This window comes from Actinokineospora globicatena (assembly GCF_024171945.1).
In the GTDB taxonomy this organism is placed as follows: domain Bacteria; phylum Actinomycetota; class Actinomycetes; order Mycobacteriales; family Pseudonocardiaceae; genus Actinokineospora; species Actinokineospora globicatena.
Genome location: NZ_JAMTCR010000006.1, coordinates 95645 through 113168, shown reverse-complemented (window position 1 = coordinate 113168; position 17524 = coordinate 95645). Strand labels below are relative to the sequence as shown.

Below are 17524 nucleotides of genomic sequence, written 5' to 3'. Positions count from 1 at the left end.
CTGGATCCAGGTCAGAGAAAGGGGCAAATCCGACACTAGCACAACGTGTCGGTCCGCCTCCGCCCCGTGGCCGGACCCTACCCCGATGGGCAACCTGTTGTACCCCAACGGTTTACAGCAGCCGGGAGAGCACCTCCCCCAGCGCGGGCAGCATCTTGGGCGAGACGACCTGCGCGTGCCTGCACGCGAACTCGACGACTTCGAGGGACGGCGCCAGGTCACGCCAATCGTCCGCGGCCGAGTAGTGCGCCTCTTCAAAGCCCGGCTCTGGGACGAGCGCGTCGACCAGCAGGAGAGGGCCGTCGTAGGGCGGGTACTCGGCGGTCGCGAGTAGGCGTTGGCTGGTCAGGTAGCTGGTGACGACGGCCTCGACAGCGGGGCGGTCGAACTCCGACATGACGTCGCCACGAGAGTGGATCGCGGCCACGGCGGAGTCCATGGTCACCACATCCGGCAGCGGGTAGTCCAAGTCGGACAGCAGGCCCTCCAGGGCTTCCCGCTGGTCAGCGGGGACAGTGTCGAGCACGGGGTCGAAGTGGCGGGAGTCGAGCAGCGCCAGCAGCGACACCTCGTGGCCCTGGTCGCGCAGGGCGGCGGCGATCAAGTAGGCCACGTTCCCGCCGAAGGACCAGCCGACGAGTCGGTACGGGCCTTCCGGTTGGCGCTGGGTCATCTCGGCGGCGTAGCGGCGTGCGACGTCGGCGAGGCTGTCGAATCTCGTCCCCGGTTCGGTGAGTAGCGGGGACTGCAAGCCGTAGAGGGGAACGTCGTCCGGTAGCCATGCCTTCAACGGGGCGAACTGCCACGCGAGTCCGCTGGCGGGGTGCACTACGAACACCGGGACGCCAGAGCCCGCGCGGAGTTCGACCACGGGTTCAAGCGCGTTGACCGTTGCGCCCCCGTCCAGGTGAGCCGCTAGAGCTGCCGGGGTGGGCGCGGTGAAGAGGGTGGTGATCGGTAGGCGCACGCCGGTGTGGGATTCGAGCGCGGCGCTGAGGCGGACAAGAAGCAGCGAGTGGCCGCCTAGGACGAAGAAGTCGTCGTCAGCACCAACGGTGTCCAACCCGAGCACCTCGGCGAACAGCCCACACAGCAACCGTTCGCGGTCGGTGGCCGGTTCGCGCCCGATAGAGAGTGCCCCGAAGTCCGGTGCGGGCAACGCGCGGCGGTTGACCTTGCCGTTCGCGGTCAGGGGGAATGCGTCCAGGATGACGTAAGCGGACGGCACCATGTACTCCGGCAGGCGTGCCGACGCGGTTACCTTCAAGAGGGCTGGGTCGACGGACGCGGGTGTCACGTAAGCGACCAAACGCGAGTCGCGGGCCACTACGACCGCGCGGGTGACGTCGTTCGCGGTAGCGAGAACGGACTCCACCTCGCCGAGTTCGATGCGGAAGCCGCGAACCTTGACCTGGTCGTCGACACGGCCCAGGTACTCGATCCCCGCAGCGGTACGACGAACGAGGTCGCCGGTGCGGTAGAGCCGCCCGGGGCCGTATGGGTTGGCGACGAACCTGGACGCGGTCAGGTCGGGGCGGCGGTGGTAGCCGCGCACCACACCATGTCCGGCCAGGTACAGCTCGCCCACCACACCGTCAGGAACCAGCCCCAGTGCGGAATCCAGGACGTAGGCCTGAGTGGCGCGGATGGGGTGCCCGATCACGACCCGGTCGTCGACGATCTCCACCGAGGTGGACCAGACGGTGGTCTCGGTCGGGCCGTAGAGGTTGACCACCCGCCGGGCTCGGGCGGCGAGCGCGCCTGCCAGCGATGACGGCAGTGCCTCACCGCCGACCAGGACCGTCGTGGCGCTGAGGTCGACGCCCGTGTCCAGGACCGCCTGCCACAGCGACGGGGTCGCCTGCATGAAGTCGGTGATCGCCCCGGACAGCAGCCTCGGGTCCAAGACCTCCTCGCGGGAGGCCACCCGCACGGTCACCCCGCGGGTCAACGGCACCAGCAGTTCCAGCACCGCGATGTCGAAGGACAGCGTGGTCACGGCCAACAACCGATCACCGGGTCCGATCCCGATGAGGCTCGCCATGGCCTCGGCGAAGTTCGCGACCGCGCCGTGCGGGACGACGACACCCTTGGGGCGCCCCGTTGAGCCGGAGGTGTGGATCACGTAGGCAGGGCTGTCGACGTCCGGCAGGTCAACCGAGGCGACGCCGCTCCACGTGTCGGCGAAGGTGACGGTCTCCGTGATGGGAGGCAGCACTGCCTTAAGAGCCTCGGTCGTCACCAAGAGCGCGGGGTCGGTGTCCGCGACCATGTACTCCAGCCGGTCGGCCGGGAACTCCGGGTCAAGTGGCAGGTAGGCCGCGCCGGAACGCAGCACCGCGAGCATCGCGACGACCATGTCCACCGAGCGCGGTAGGGCCAACGCGACGATTCGCTCGGGACCCGCACCGCGGCGGACAAGCTCACCGGCCAACGCTTCGACCCGGGTCAGCAGGTCGCCGTAGGTGATCGAACCGTCAGCTGCCTCTACGGCGATGGCGTCCGGTGCGGCGGTTGCCTGGGCCGCGAACCGGGCCGGGATCGTGTCGGTGACGGGTAGCTCTACCGGGAAGTCCAGTAGGGCGCGCCGTTCGTCGCCGGTGAGCAGGTCGACCGTGCCGATCGGGGCCGTCGGGGTGGCGGCGACCGCCTCCACGAACCGGACCAGCCGGTCGGCCAGCCGCGCGGCGGTGGCCCGGTCGAACAGGTCGTCGGCGTACTCGACGGTGCCGGTGATGCCGTCGGCCAGTTCGGTGAAGGTGAAGGTCAGGTCGAACCGGGCGGTGGTCACCTCGATCTCCTGGCCCGCACCGCCCGGCTCGGCGCCGTCCTGGCCCGCGGCGGCGACCCCGGGCAGGCCGAGGTCCCGGTCGTCGGCGTCGTGGAAGATGACCATGGTCTGGAACAGCGGGTGCCTGGCCATGGCCCGGGCCGGGTTGAGGATCTCGACCAGCCGCTCGAACGGCACGTCCTGGTGCGCGTACGCGGCGAGGTCGGTGGCGCGCACGCGGCTCAGCAGCTCGGCGAACGTCGGGTCGCCGGAGACGTCCGTGCGCAGCACCAGGGTGTTGAGGAAGAAGCCGACCAGGTCGTCGAGCGCCTCGTCCGTGCGGCCCGCGATGGGCGAGCCGAGCGGGATGTCGGTGCCCGCGCCGAGCCGCGACAGCAGCGCGGCGACGACCGCCTGGGTCGCCATGAACAGGGTCGCGCCGTTGGCTCGTGCGGCGGTGCGCAGGCCACGCAGGGCGTCACCGCTGAGGTTGAACGTGACCTCCCCGCCCCGGTAGGTCGCCACCACCGGTCGCGGTCGGTCGACCGGTAGCGCCAACTCTTCCGGCATGCCTTCGAGTGCCAATCGCCAGTACGCGACCTGGTTCGACACAACACTGTCGGGATCGTCTTCTGAACCGAGCAGTTCTCGCTGCCAGAGCGTGTAATCCGCGTACTGCACCGGTAGTGCTGTCCACTCCGGAGCGGCACCGACACGACGGGCAGCGTAGGCGGCACCTAGGTCGCCCAGCAGCGGCGCGGTCGACCACTCGTCAGCGGCGATGTGGTGCACCAGCAGCACGATCACCGACTGGCCCGTTGACTGACGGAACAGCCATGCCCTCACGGGGATCTCGTGCGACAGGTCGAAGTTGTATTCCGTGGCCTCTTGCACGCCACCGCCGTCAACGACCTCGAACGGGACCTCTACATCCGACAACACCAACTGGTACGGAACGCCGTCGTGGTCCGGGAAGACCGTCCGCAGGCTCTCATGCCGGACAACCAGATCATTGAGCGCGGCCTGCAACGCGGCAGGGTTGACGTCTCCAGCAAGGCGGGTGATCATCGGGATGTTGTAGGTCGAACTCGGCCCCTCCATGCGGAACAGGAACCACAACCGCTGCTGCGCGAACGACAGCGGCAACCGCTCCGGGCGGTCCAACCGCGTCAAGGCAGGTCGGGCAACACCGGATAGCGGCAAGCGGGCGACGAGCCCCGCTACCGTGGGGGCCTCGAAGACGTCACGGATGCTCGGTTCGACGCCTAGCACCGAGCGCACGCGGCTGACCAGCTTGGTCGCGAGCAGTGAGTGTCCGCCTAGGGTGAAGAAGTTGTCGTCGGTGCCGACGCTGTCCAGCCCGAGCAGGTCGGCGTAGATCCCGGCGACGAGTTCCTCGCGCGGGGAACGCGCGGCGCGCTTCTCCCCCGTGTCCACAACCGGGTCAGGTAGGGCCTTCCGGTCGACCTTGCCGTTAGGCGTGATCGGTAGGGCTTCCAGCTCCACGAACGCGGACGGCACCATGTAGTCGGGGAGGGTGTTGCGCGCCCATGCGGCCAAATCAGACAGGTCAGCCCCACCGTCGGCGACAACGTAAGCGGCCAAGTAGGCGCTACCGGCGGGCACTGTGACGACCGCGGACCGCACGCCGTCGTGGGCCAGCAGGGCGGCTTCAACCTCTTCCAGCTCAAGGCGCATGCCGCGGATCTTGACCTGGTTGTCTACGCGGCCGACGAAGTCGAGCGATCCATCTCCGGCCCACCGCACCAGGTCACCGGTGCGGTAGAGGCGCGTGCCGGGGGCACCGAACGGGTTGGCGACGAACCGGGACGCGGTGAGATCGGGCCGGTTCACGTAACCGCGCCCAAGGAGATAACCGCCCACGTACAGCTCGCCCGCGATACCGGCCTGGACAGGGTTAAGGGCATCGTCGAGCACATAGAGCTGAGTGTTGGGGTTCGGCTTACCGATGGAGGTCGCGATCCGGTCGGAGCCTTCGCGGTAGACGACGTGGGAGACACCGATGGTGGTCTCGGCCGGGCCGTACCCGTGGTACATCGTGGTGTCGAGCGCGGCGCGGAACCGGTCGAACAGGTCCGGTGTGAGGACTTCCCCACCGCACCACACGTGCTTCAGGCCGCGCAGGGACTCGGTTCCCGACGCCAGTTCCAGCAAGGCGTCCAGCATCGACGACGGCAGGTAGACGAAGGCGACGCGCTCGGTGTCGATGAGGTCGAGCAGGTAACGCGGGTCGCGCTCTCCGCCCGGCTTGGCGATGACGACGCGCCCTCCGGTGACCAGGGGCAGCAGGATTTCGTTCACGGAGATGTCGAACGAGAGGGGTGCCTTGAACAGCGAGGCGTCCCCTTGTCCGAAACCGAGCAGTCCACTCTGCCAGACCAGCCGGGCGCTGATGGCCTCGTGCCGGATCATCGCGCCCTTAGGCGTACCGGTCGAACCCGAGGTGAACATGACGTAGGCGAGTTGGGCGCCGTGTGTGTGGGCAGACGCAGCGACCGGATGTCCGCCGAACGACCAGCTCGTCAGATCGACGAAGAGGTCAGACTCCGCGACTCCGCCTGGGCCGGTCACGGTCAACACCGCGCCGGACTCCTTCAGCACAGTCTCGCGTCGCGCCACCGGCCAAGTCGGGTCAAGAGGGACGAACGCTCCCCCCGCGCGAAGGATCGCCAAGAGGGCGATGACCATCTCAGCGCCGCGCGGCACCCCGATCGCCACTACGCGCTCGGGCCCGACACCTCGGGCGAGGAGTTCCGTAGCCAACTGTCCGACAAGGACGTCCAGCTCCTGGTAGGACAACCTGGTCGAGCCCGACACCAGAGCGACCTCGTGCGGGAAACCGGTGAAGGCAGCCGTCAGCAACTCCGGCAGCGTGCGGGTTACCTCGGGCTCGGCTGTGTTGTTCCACCCTCGCAGCACGAGCTCGCGCTCATCTGCGCCCAAGAGGTCGATCGTGCGGATCGCCTGCGCGGGGTCGGCCGACACCGCGGTGAGCAGTCGGACGAGCCGAGCGGCAACGTCGACGACGGTGGATCGGTCGAACAGGTCGGTCGCGTACTCGATCGACCCGACCATCCCGGCTGGCGCGCCGGGAGCTGTGGGTGTGCCGGGGGTGTCGGAGAAACCCACGGACAGGTCGAACTTGGCCGTGGTCGTGGCCAGGTCCTGCGCGGCGGTCTCGGTGCCCGGCAGGCCGAGGTCGTCGGTGTCGAGCCCGGTATGGGTGACCATGACGTGGAACAGCGGGTGCCTGGCCATGGACCTGGCGGGGTTCAGGATCTCTACCAGCCGCTCGAACGGCACGTCCTGGTGCGCGTACGCGGCCAGGTCGGCCTCACGGACGCGCCGCAGCAGCTCGGCGAAGGTCGGGTCGCCGGAGACGTCCGTGCGCAGCACCAGGGTGTTGACGAAGAAGCCGACCAGCCGGTCCAGGTTCTCGTCCGTGCGGCCCGCGATGGGCGTTCCCAGGGGGATGTCGGTGCCCGCGCCAAGCCGTGAGAGAAGCGCGGCCACGGCGGCCTGCACGACCATGAACGTGGTCACGCCCTCGCGGCGAGCGAGGTCGCGTAGTGCGGCAGCGACCTCCGCAGGCAATTCGAAGCGCACATCGTCGCCGCGGTAAGAGGCCACGGCGGGTCGGGGGCGGTCTAGCGGGAGAGCGATCTCCTCGGGTGCGCCCGCGAGAGTGCCCCGCCAGTAGGCGACCTGCTTGGACACCAGGCTGGTGGGGTCATCTTCGGAGCCGAGCAGTTCTCGCTGCCAGAGCGTGTAATCCGCGTACTGCACCGGTAGTGCTGTCCACTCAGGGGCAGCCCCATCGCGGCGTGCCGCGTAAGCGGCACCTAGGTCGCCCAGCAGCGGCGCGGTCGACCACTCGTCAGCGGCGATGTGGTGCACCAACAGCACGATCACCGACACGTCAGTGGACTCTCGGAACAGCCACGCGCGAACCGGGATCTCCCGCGACAGGTCGAAGGCGTACTCCGTGGCCTCCTGCACGCCACCGCCGTCAACAACCTCGAACGGGACCTCTACATCCGACAACACCGACTGATACGGAACGCCGTCGTGGTCCGGAAAGACCGTCCGCAGGCTCTCATGCCGGGCAACCAGATCATTGAGCGCGGCCTGCAACGCGGCAGGGTTGACGTCTCCGGTGAGGCGAGCGACGAACGGGATGTTGTTGGTGGCGCTAGGGCCTTCCATCCGGAACAAGAACCACAACCGCTGCTGCGCGAACGACAGCGGTAGGCGCTCGGGCCGCTCGACAGCCTGTAGCGCCGGGCGAGCGTCCTCGGTGCTACCGACCAAGGCAGCGATGCCGGCGACTGTGCGTGCGGTGAACACGTCCCGGATCGCCAGCTCGGTGCCGACGGTCGCGCGTAGTCGGGAGACGAGCCGGGTGGCCAGCAGTGAGTGGCCGCCGATGGTGAAGAAGTCGTCGTCCGGGCCGACCGACGGCAGGTCCAGCACCTCGGCGAACAGCGACGCGACGATCTCCTCGGCCGGGGTGCGTGCCCGGCCGGCGCCAGCGAGAGCGGCGTACTCGGGCGACGGTAGGGCCTTGCGGTCCACCTTGCCGCTGGGGAGAGTCGGGAACTCATCGAGCACTACGACCGCCGCAGGCACCATGTGTTCAGGCAGCACTGCCGCGAGCCGGTTACGCAGACTGGTCGGGTCAGGCGTGGAGTCGCCCGCTGCGATGACGTAAGCCAGGAGTTGGTTGTCCCGAGCGATGACGGTCGCTCGGGCCACGGACGCGTCGTTCGTCAGCGCGGCCTCGACCTCACCGGGTTCGATGCGGAAACCACGAACCTTGATCTGGTCGTCAGCGCGGCCTAGGAACTCAAGCTGACCGTCTTGGGTCCAGCGAACCAGGTCGCCAGTGCGGTAGAGCCGCCCAGTGCCGGAGAGGAAGTTCGGGATGAACCGGGACGCGGTAAGACCGGACTGATTGAGGTAGCCCCGAGTGACACCGGCTCCGCCGATGTACAGCTCCCCCGGCACGCCGACAGGCGGCTGGCTCAGAGTGCGGTTGAGAACGTAGACCTCGGTGTTGCCGAGGGGGCCACCGATGACGGGCGAACCTGCCTCGATACGAGCAAAGGTAGCGTCGACGGTCGTCTCGGTCGGACCGTAGAAGTTGAACGCGGTCACGCCCGACGCCGCGAGCTGATCCCACAGCGTCTCGCTCACCGCCTCGCCACCGGTGCCGATATACGCGATCCCGGTGTCCAGCAGGCCATCATCAATCAGCTGCCCCAAGAGGGCAGGCGCGGCATCGAGGTAGTTGATGCCGTTCTCGCGCACGTAGGCGACGAGGGCGGTCGAGTCCGGGCGGACGATGTGCAGCTCATGCCCGGCCACCATCCACAGCAGACCGTCGACGGAGGCGTCGAAGGCGAAGGACGCCGCGTTGATCACTCGCTGCCGCTGCTCCGGCATCACCGTCGCCTGGTGCGAGGCGAGCAGGTTGGCCAGGTTGCTGTGCTCGACAACGACACCCTTAGGCCTACCTGTGGAGCCCGAGGTGTAGAGCACGTAGGCAGCGCTGAGCGCGCTCGTGCCGTCGAACAAACCCGTGACATCGATGCCGTTGAGGACCACGGTCGGCTGTGCGTCGGAGAGCATGTAAGAGATGCGGTCAGCCGGGTAGGTCGGGTCCAGCACTAGATAAGCGGCACCGGCCCGCCACACGCCGAAGATGGCGGCGACAAGATCCGCCGAAGACGCCATGGACAATCCGACGACGTCTCCTGGCCGCACGCCACGGTCAACAAGGTGACCGGCGACCGTGCGGGACAACGCGTCTAGTTCGCTGTAACTCAGGTTGCGCTGCCCGTCGACAACCCCAGTGGCATCGGGGTTCGCCGTGACCTGGCGGTCAAACACGGCAAGAACGGACTCGGCAGCGACAACGGTGACACCCGTCCCCGCGCGGCCCTGTGTGGCCAGGTCGTGGTCGGACGTAAGAGTGATGCCGCGCACCGGGGACTTCGGTTCGTCGGCGATCGTGTCGAGCACGCGGACCAGGCTGTCGGCCAACCAGGTAGCGGTGTCCCGGTCGAGCACGTCCGGCCGGTACTCCAGCGACAGTTCCAAGGTGTCGCCAACTTCGGCCGTTAGCGTCAACGGGTAGTCGGTCGCGTCGGTCCCAGACACGCCGGTTACGCGTAGACCCGCTGCCTGCTCCGCGCGCCCTAGAGCATCGGTGTCGACCGGGTAGCTCTCAAACACGGTAAGGGTGTCGAACAGCTCGGTCAGGCCAGTGGCGCGGCGGACATCGGCGAGCCCCAGGTGCTGGTGCTCGATGAGGGCGGACTGCTCCCCCTGCACGCGACGCGCGGCCTCGGCCACGGTCTCGGCCGGGTCGAGCCGGATCCGGACCGGGACGGTGTTGATGAACAGGCCGATCATCGACTCGACACCGGGCAGGTCGGGCGGTCGGCCGGACACCGTGGCACCGAAGACGACGTCCTCGCGGCCGAGGTGGCGGGCCAGCACCAGGCTCCAGGCGAGCTGGACGGCGGTGTTCATGGTGACGCCGAGCGCCCTGGCGCCGTCGGTGAGGCGGGCGGTGAGCGTGCGGGCGCGCTCCGGCGCGGACAGCGCCCGGGTGAAGTCGACGTCGACCTTCTCGGGGCGCACGGTCGTCGTGCTCGGCGCGGCCAGCAGCGTCGGCTCGGCGCCGTCGAGCGCCTTGGCCCAGGCGGACCTCGCCTGGGCCGCGTCCTGCTTGGCCAGCCAGGTCAGGTAGTCGACGAACGGGCGCGGCGCGCCGGGCTCGACGCCGCCGTAGAGCTCGAAGAGTTCCTGGCCGAGCAGCGGCGTCGACCAACCGTCGAGCAGCACGTGGTGGTTGGTGATCACCAGGCGGTGGCCGCCGTCGGGCAGGTGCAGCAGCAGGAACCGGATCAGCGGCGCGGTCGCCGGGTCGAACCGGGTGTCGAGATCAGCGGCGATGACGGACTCGTCACCCGTGATCTCCTGCCACGGCGCGCGGACGTCGCCCAGCACCAACTGCACGAGTTCGCCGTTAGCGCGCTCGCGGAAGCAGACTCGCAGGTTCGCGTGCCGGGCGAGCAGTGCGTCAGCAGCGGCACGCAGCCGGGAAGCGTCAACAGCTCCCTCTAGGTGCAAGACGGTCTGCACGGTGTAGACGTCCGCGCCGTCGAGCCCGGAGAGGAACAGAAGTCCCTCTTGCAGCGGCGACAGCGGCCAGATGTCGACCACGTCGTCGGTAAGAAGCGTGTCGACCTCAGCCTGGTCGATGGTTACTAGAGGGAAGTCTGACGGTGTGCGGCCACCTGTGGCGGTGGCGAGTTCCGCGAGCGCGTCACGCCAGTGGTCGCTGATGGCGTTGACCTCGGCGTCGGTGAACACGCCGTCCGGCCAGGTCCAGTCAACAGTCAGGGTTGACCCGACAGCGACGATGTCGACCTGGAGCGCGTGGTCGAGCGGCATGTCCTTGTCGGCGCCACCCGCGATGCCCGCCTCGACCGGGGACCACGGCGCGTCGTCCTGGCTCGTGGCCTCGAACCGGCCCAGGTAGTTGACCAGCAGCTGCGGCTTCGCGGTGAGCTGGTCGGCGGTGTCGGGGTTGAGGTGGCGGAGCAGGCCGAAGCCGGTTCCGGTGCCGGGGGTGGCGCACAGGCTCTCCTTGACCCGCTTGAGGGTCGCGGCGGCGTCACACGGGTCGATCCCGCCGAGGCGCACCGGGTAGAGGCTGGTGAACCACCCGACGGTGCGGTGCAGGTCGGCGCCGGGGACGAGGTCCTCATCGCGGCCGTGGGCCTCGCGGTCGAGCAGCACGGAGGTCAGGCCGCGCCAGCGCCCGAGGGCGACGGACAGCCCGGCCAGCAGGACATCGTCGATTTCGGCCTTGAAGCGGGTGGCCACCTCGGTGGGCAGCGCGCCTATCTCGGTGCGGGCGGTGCGCGCGGTGGCCAGCGTATCGACGGTGGGGTCGAGAGCGCGGGCCCCGAGCAGCGGGTCGTCCCCGGCCAGGGTCTGGGTCCAGTGGGGCAGTTCGTCGACACCGGCGGCGGCGTCGACCACGCCGTGCGCCCACCGCCGGAACGACGTGCCGATCGGCTGCAGGTCGGCGCCCTGGTACGCCTCGACCAGGTCCGGCAGCAGAATGCGCCACGAGACGCCGTCGACCACCAAGTGGTGCGCGGCGATCACGACGACGCCCTCGTCGGGGAACCACACCACGCGGAGAACCTGGCCAGCGGCAGGGTCAAGGGTGTCCAGGACAGCGTCGACGTCGAGCGCGCCCTTGACGACCGAGACAGCGCTAGCGACGTCCGACGTGTCAGCGATGTCGAGACCGTCTTGCGTCAGGCGAGCCCGGAGGATGACGTGAGTGTCTAAGAGCTTCTGGACCGTCGTCTTAAGACTGAATTCGGTGAGATCGCCGGGCGCCGTCAGTACCTGCACTTGGGCATAGCGGTTGATAGGGCCGACGTTGGCCAGGAGGTCGTGCATGATCGGGGTGAGCGGAACTAGCCCGACAGCGGTCCCCTCCTCCTCGACCACTACCGGCTCGTTCTTAGCGTCAGCGACCACAGCAAGCGCGGCAACGGTGCGCTGCTCGAACACGTCGCGCGGAGACAGCGTGACCCCGGCCGCGCGGGCGCGGCTGACCAGCTGGATAGAGACGATGCTGTCCCCACCCAGGGTGAAGAAGTCGTCGTCCACACCCACCGTGGAGAGGCCGAGGACACCCGCGAACAGGTCGCGCAGCACGGACTCGGTGTGGGTGCGCGGTTCCCGGCTTGCACTGACGAGCCCGCTCAAGTCGGGGTCCGGTAGCGCTGCCCGGTTGATCTTGCCGCTGGGGAGCAAGGGGAACTCGTCTACGACAACCACCGCAGACGGCACCATGTGCTCGGGTAGAACTGCCTTCGCGTGTTCGCGAACCGTCTCGGCGGAAGCATCCACGACGTAGGCGATCAGTCGCGAGTCACGCACAACGGCCGTGACGCGGGGAGCGACCTCCGCGAGGACAGCCTCTACCTCGCCGAGTTCGACCCGGAAACCGCGGACCTTGACCTGGTCGTCGGCGCGGCCCAGGAACTCCAGGGCCCCGGACGAGGTCCACCGCACCAGGTCGCCTGTCCGATAGAGGCGACCGATACCGAAGGGGTTCGCGACGAACCGGGACGCAGTTAGGGCAGGCTGCTCCCAGTACCCGCGTGCGACACCTGCTCCGCCGACATAGAGCTCACCCACGACACCGGGCGCGACCAACGCCAGCGCCGGGTCGAGCACGTACGCGGTCGAGTTGGCCACCGGACGTCCGATCACGACATCCGTGCCCGCGATCGGCGCCACCACTGCATCCACAGTGGCCTCGGTAGGCCCGTAGAAGTTGAACGCCTCGACAGCGCTAGAAGCCAGGTCGCGCCATAGAGCCGCACCGACAGCCTCGCCGCCGGTACCGACAACGGACACACCGGAGTCCAGCAGGCCATCCGCGACGAGCTGGGTCAGCAGAGAGGGCGCGGCGTCGAGGTAGGTGATGTCCCGGGTTCGGACGTACTCGACCAGGGCCTGGGGGTCGCGCATCAGGTCGCCATCAGCGATGTGCAGCGTGTGCCCGGCGAACAACCACAGCAGCGGGTCGAGTGACGCGTCGAAGGAGAACGACGCGGCGTGCAGGACGGGACCAGGTCGCATGATCGCGCGGTGCGCGGCCAGCAGGTTCACTAGACCGGCGTGCTCGACAACGACGCCCTTAGGCCTACCTGTCGAGCCAGACGTATAGATCATGTAGGCCGCGCCCGAGACCGGCACAGGCGTGAGGGCCGCCGACATGTGGTCCTCTATGGAGGACAGCACCAATGTGGGCTGCGCGTCCTCCAGCATCAACCGGATGCGCTCAGCCGGATACCCCGGGTCGACCGGCAGGTGTACCGCGCCAGCCTTCCAGATGGCCAGCAAAGCGATGACAGCGTCAACCGTGCGCGGCAGCATCGACGCCACCACGTCTTCCTGCGTGACGCCCTGGGATTGCAGCCACCCCGCGAGCAGGTCCGACCGGGCATCGAGTTCCGCGAAGGCCAACGAGTCGACAGCGTCAACGACCGCAGCAGCGTCTGGGGCTGCCGACACCGATGACGCAAACGCTTGCAGTACCGAGGTTCCGCCGACGCCGATGGTGACGCCACGAGAGAGGACAGCGACTGTCGACTTCTCCTCGACCGTCATCAGGTCGAGTTCCCGCACCGGGATGGACGAGTCGGTCACGAACGCGGTTAGCGCTGTCACCAGCCGGTCGGCGAACCTGGCGGTCGCGGCCGTGTCGATGATGTCGGGCCGGTGGTCGATCCAGACGTCGAGCCCGCCGGAGGCCTCCGCGGTCAGCGTCAACGGGTAGTTCGTGTCGTCGGTGCCCTCGACGCCGACAACCCGCAACCCTGCGGCGTTCTCCGCGCGGCCCAACGCCTCGGTGTCGACCGGGTAGCTCTCGAACACGGTGATCGTGTCGAACAGCTCGGACAGGCCGGTGTGCCGCTGCACGCGGGACAGACCGACGTACTGGTGGTCCATCACCCGCGCCTGCTCGGCCTGCACGCGGGACAGCAGCCGCGCGGCGGTCTCGGCCGGGTCGAGCCGAACCCGGACCGGGACGGTGTTGATGAACAGGCCGATCATCGACTCGGCGCCGGGCAGGTCAGCCGGGCGACCCGAGACGGTCGCGCCGAACACGACATCGTCGCGCCCAAGGTGGCGGGCGAGAACGAGACCCCACGCGGTCTGCAGCAAAGTGTTGACGGTGACCCGCAGCTCGCGGGCCACGACACCCAGCCGAGCGGCCAGGTCGGGACTGATCTCGACCGGCACCCGCTGGGTCAGCGCGCCCGAGTTCGCGGCCCCGGGCGGGCCGACGAGCGTGGGCTCGGTGACGCCCGCGAGCGCCTCGGCCCAGGTCTTCTCGCCCAGGTCGCGGTCCTGGCGGGAGAGCCAGACCAGGTAGTCGCGGAACGGGCGGACCCGGCGTAGGCCCCCGGTGTCGCCGCGCGCGCCGTAGATCTCGAACAGCTCGCCGAGCAGCAGCGGCGTGGACCAGCCGTCGAGCAGGATGTGGTGGTTGGTCACCAGCAACCGATGCCGGTCGGGGCCGATCCTGGCCAGCAGGAACCGGATCAGCGGCGGGCTGGCCAGGTCGAACCGGGTGGCCCGGTCGCGCTCGACGACGGTAGGCCACTCGGCCTCGGTGGTCTCGATCTCGGTCCACGGCACGGCGACGCGCGCGGGCACCAGCTGCACCGGTCGGGCGGCGTCCTCGGTGCTGAAGCAGACCCGTAGGTTCGGGTGCCTGCGCAGCAACGCCCCCGCCGCCTCGCGCATCAGCTCCGCATCCAGCGGGCCCTCGACGTCGAGCACCGTCTGCACGGTGTAGACGTCCACTTCGGACTCGTCGTAGCCGGAGAGGAACAGCAGCCCCTCCTGCAACGGCGAGAGCGGCCAGATGTCCTGCAGACCCGCGCGGCTCACGAGGTCCTCCCATTCGCCTCGTAGCAACCAACACGCGCACGACTCGACCGCGACCCCGCGCGGCGCCCAGCTCGCGCGGTGCTCATAGATCCCGCCACTTCGCCTCGAAGCGGTCGATCTGGTCCTGGCCGAGGCCGGTGACCAGGAGGTCGGACGGGGTGAGCCCGCCCGCGCCCTCCTCGGCACCGTGTTCCGCCAAGGCGCGCAGGGCACCGGCCACGCAGGTGGCGAGGTCGCGGATGTCGCGCTCGGTGAACACCCCATCGGGGTAGGTCCACGCGATGCGGAACTCAGGTCCCCCGACGGTGGTGATGTCCACCTGCAACGGGTACTCGGCGGGCATGTCGACGTCTGCACCACCACCGATGCCGGGCAGCGGGGACCAGGGGCCGGTCGTGGCAGCGCCGTCGAAGCGGCCCAGGTAGTTGAACAGCACCTGCCGCTTGCCGGTGAGCGCCAGCTCGGTGTCGGGGTTGAGGTGGCGCAGCAGACCGAACCCGATCCCGGTGCCCGGCGTCGACCGCAGGCTTTCCTTGACCTGCTTGACCGCCCGTCCGGCCGCCGGTCCCCCCTCGACGGCGTCGGCGATGTCGATGCCCGCGAGGTCGAGCCGGACCGGGTGCACGCTGGTGAACCACCCGACGGTGCGGTGCAGGTCCGCCCCGGGGACGGCCTCCTCGTCGCGACCGTGCGACTCCAGGTCCACCGAGATCGCGGTCCGGCGCTGGCCGCGGTACCGGCTCGACCACCGGGCCACCCCGAGCGCGAACCCGGTCAACAGGACGTCGTCGACCTCGGCGTGGAACAACTCAGGCACCGGCCCCAACAACGCCTCGGCGACATCGGCGGCCACGGTCGTGACCACCCGCTGGAGCCCGGCCACGGTGTCCCCCGGCACCAACACCCGATCCCCGAGCGGCGCCTCATCAGCGGCCACCACGGCGGTCCAGTGCGCGAGCTCGTCAACCCGCTGCCGCGCGGCCCCAACCAACCCGAGCGCCCACCCCCGGAACGACGTCCCAACCGCCTGCAACGCCTCACCCCGGTAGGCCGCGGCAAGATCCGGCACCACCGTCCGCCACGACACCCCGTCGACAACCAGGTGATGCGCCGCAACCACAACAACCCCCGCCGTGGCCTCTTCACCATCACTCGCGACGGCAGAGCCCACTGCAGCGGCAGAACTGGCACCGGCCGCCATTCCGGCGCCCGCGAAGTCAGTGCCGAATCCGCCACCGAAGTCCCCGCTGAAGTCGCCCCCGAAGTCCCCGGAGAACGCCCCCGCCTCGGCGCCGTCGCGGCCTCCGGCCGGACCCCAGCCCCCACCCTCTCCGGGGGGCGTCCCCTGGTCCAGTTTACCGGCACCCCCACCCGCGGCGAAGGGGGTGGCGTTGCCTGTGGACAACTCGGGGGGTTGTGGATAAGCGGATGCCGTGGTGACGGGGTCGGGTGCCGCGGAAGTTGACCCGATCGGGGGGAGGGTGGCGTCGGGGAACCAGGCGATGTGGAGGGTTGTGGTGCGGGGGTTGAGGGTGTCCAGGACGCGGTCGACGTCAAGGGGGCCGTTGTGGCGGTGGACGACGGTCTCGGCCGGGAGTGACGCGGGGACCTGGAGGCCCTCGGGGGTCAGGTGGGCGCGGAGGATGTCGTGGGTGTCGAGCAGTTTCTGCACGGCGGCGACGAGACCTTCATAGGTCAGGTCGGCCGGGGCGCGCAGGACCTGGGTCTGGGCGAAGCGGTCGAGTGGGCCGCCGATGTCCAGGACGGAACGCATGATCGGGGTGAACGGGACCAAGCCGGTGCCGTCATCCGTTGCGACCGCGGGCTTGTCCGTGACCGCGACCAGTGCGAGTGCCGCAACGGTGCGCTGTTCGAAGACGTCGCGCGGGGAGAAGCGCAGGCCCTCGGCCCTGGCGCGGCTCACCAGTTGAATGGAGACAATGCTGTCGCCGCCCAACGCGAAGAAGTCGTCGTCGACGCCGACCGTGGGAAGTCCCAGGACAGCGGCGAAGATCTCGACCAGGGCGGCCTCGAGGTCGGTGGTCGCGGCGCGCGCGGAGACCAGGGACGCGAAGTCCGGGTCGGGCAGCGCCGCGCGGTCCACCTTGCCGTTGGGCAGCAACGGGAACTCGTCGACCGCAACGAAGGCGGACGGGACCATGTGGTCCGGCAACCGAGACGCCGCGTGCGCACGCAGGTCGACAGATCCGATGACGTGCGCAACAAGTCGGCCGTCGCGCACGGTTGCGATGGCGGCGGTGACGTCCGGGTGCTCGCACAGCACGGCCTCGACCTCGCCCGGTTCGACCCGGAAGCCGCGCACCTTCACCTGGTCGTCGGCCCGCCCGAGGAACTCCAGCGACCCGGACACCCAGCGCACGAGGTCACCGGTCCGGTACAACCGCCCGTCCCCGAACGGGTTCGCCACAAAGCGGGAGGCAGTCAGCCCTGGCTGACCGAGGTAGCCCCACGCCACACCAGGCCCGCCAATGTACAGCTCACCGACCACGCCAGGCGCGACGAGCCCGAGCGCCGGGTCCAGCACGTGGGCGACGGAGTTCGCCACCGGCCGCCCGATGACGACATCCGATCCCGCGACCGGCGCCACCACAGTGTCCACAGTGCACTCTGTTGGACCGTAGAAGTTAAATGCCTCAACGGGACTGGCGGCCAGCTCGCTCCACAGCGCCGCGCTGACGGACTCACCGCCGGTCCCGACCACCGACACACCGGAGGTCAGCAGACCGTCGGCCACGAGCTGCCCCAGCAGCGACGGTGCCGCGTCGACGTAGGCGATGCCGTTGGACCGCACGTACTCGACACCGGGATCGGCGACGACGTGCAGTTCGTGCCCGGCGACCATCCACAGCAGCGGGTCGAGCGACGCGTCGAACGAGAACGACGCCGCCTGCAACGCCGGGCCGGGTCGCATCACCGTTGCGCGGTGCGAGGCCAACAGGTTCACCAGACCGGAGTGCTCGACAACGACACCCTTCGGACGGCCGGTCGAGCCGGAGGTGAAGATCACGTACGCCGCGCCGGACACCGGGCCGCCGGTGAAGGCGTGATCGGACACGGTGTCGATCTCCAGCGCGCCGGGGTACCCGACAGCGGCGATCGTCAGCGTCACCACGGGCCGCGCCTGCTCGACCATGTACGCCAGCCGGTCGGCCGGGTACTCCGGGTCGAGCACCAGGTAGGCCGCCCCCGCCTTCCACACGCCGATGA

The 17524-nt window shown here is 69.2% G+C and carries 2 protein-coding genes (1 of these 2 only partly in view); both read right to left on the bottom strand.

From position 1 onward, the window contains the following. Window positions 1-112: 112 nt before the first annotated feature. The gene (locus LV79_RS28105; protein WP_253841300.1) at window positions 113-14296 is read right to left on the bottom strand and encodes a non-ribosomal peptide synthetase; all 14184 of its coding nucleotides are present in this window, start codon (window positions 14294-14296) and stop codon (window positions 113-115) included. A gap of 82 nt (window positions 14297-14378) precedes the next feature. Then, on the bottom strand, window positions 14379-17524 hold the 3' end of the coding sequence (locus LV79_RS28100; RefSeq protein WP_253841299.1) for a non-ribosomal peptide synthetase. Its footprint extends 5887 nt past the window's final position; only the last 3146 of its 9033 coding nucleotides appear in the window; its start codon lies off the right edge, out of view — the gene reads right to left on this strand; its stop codon occupies window positions 14379-14381.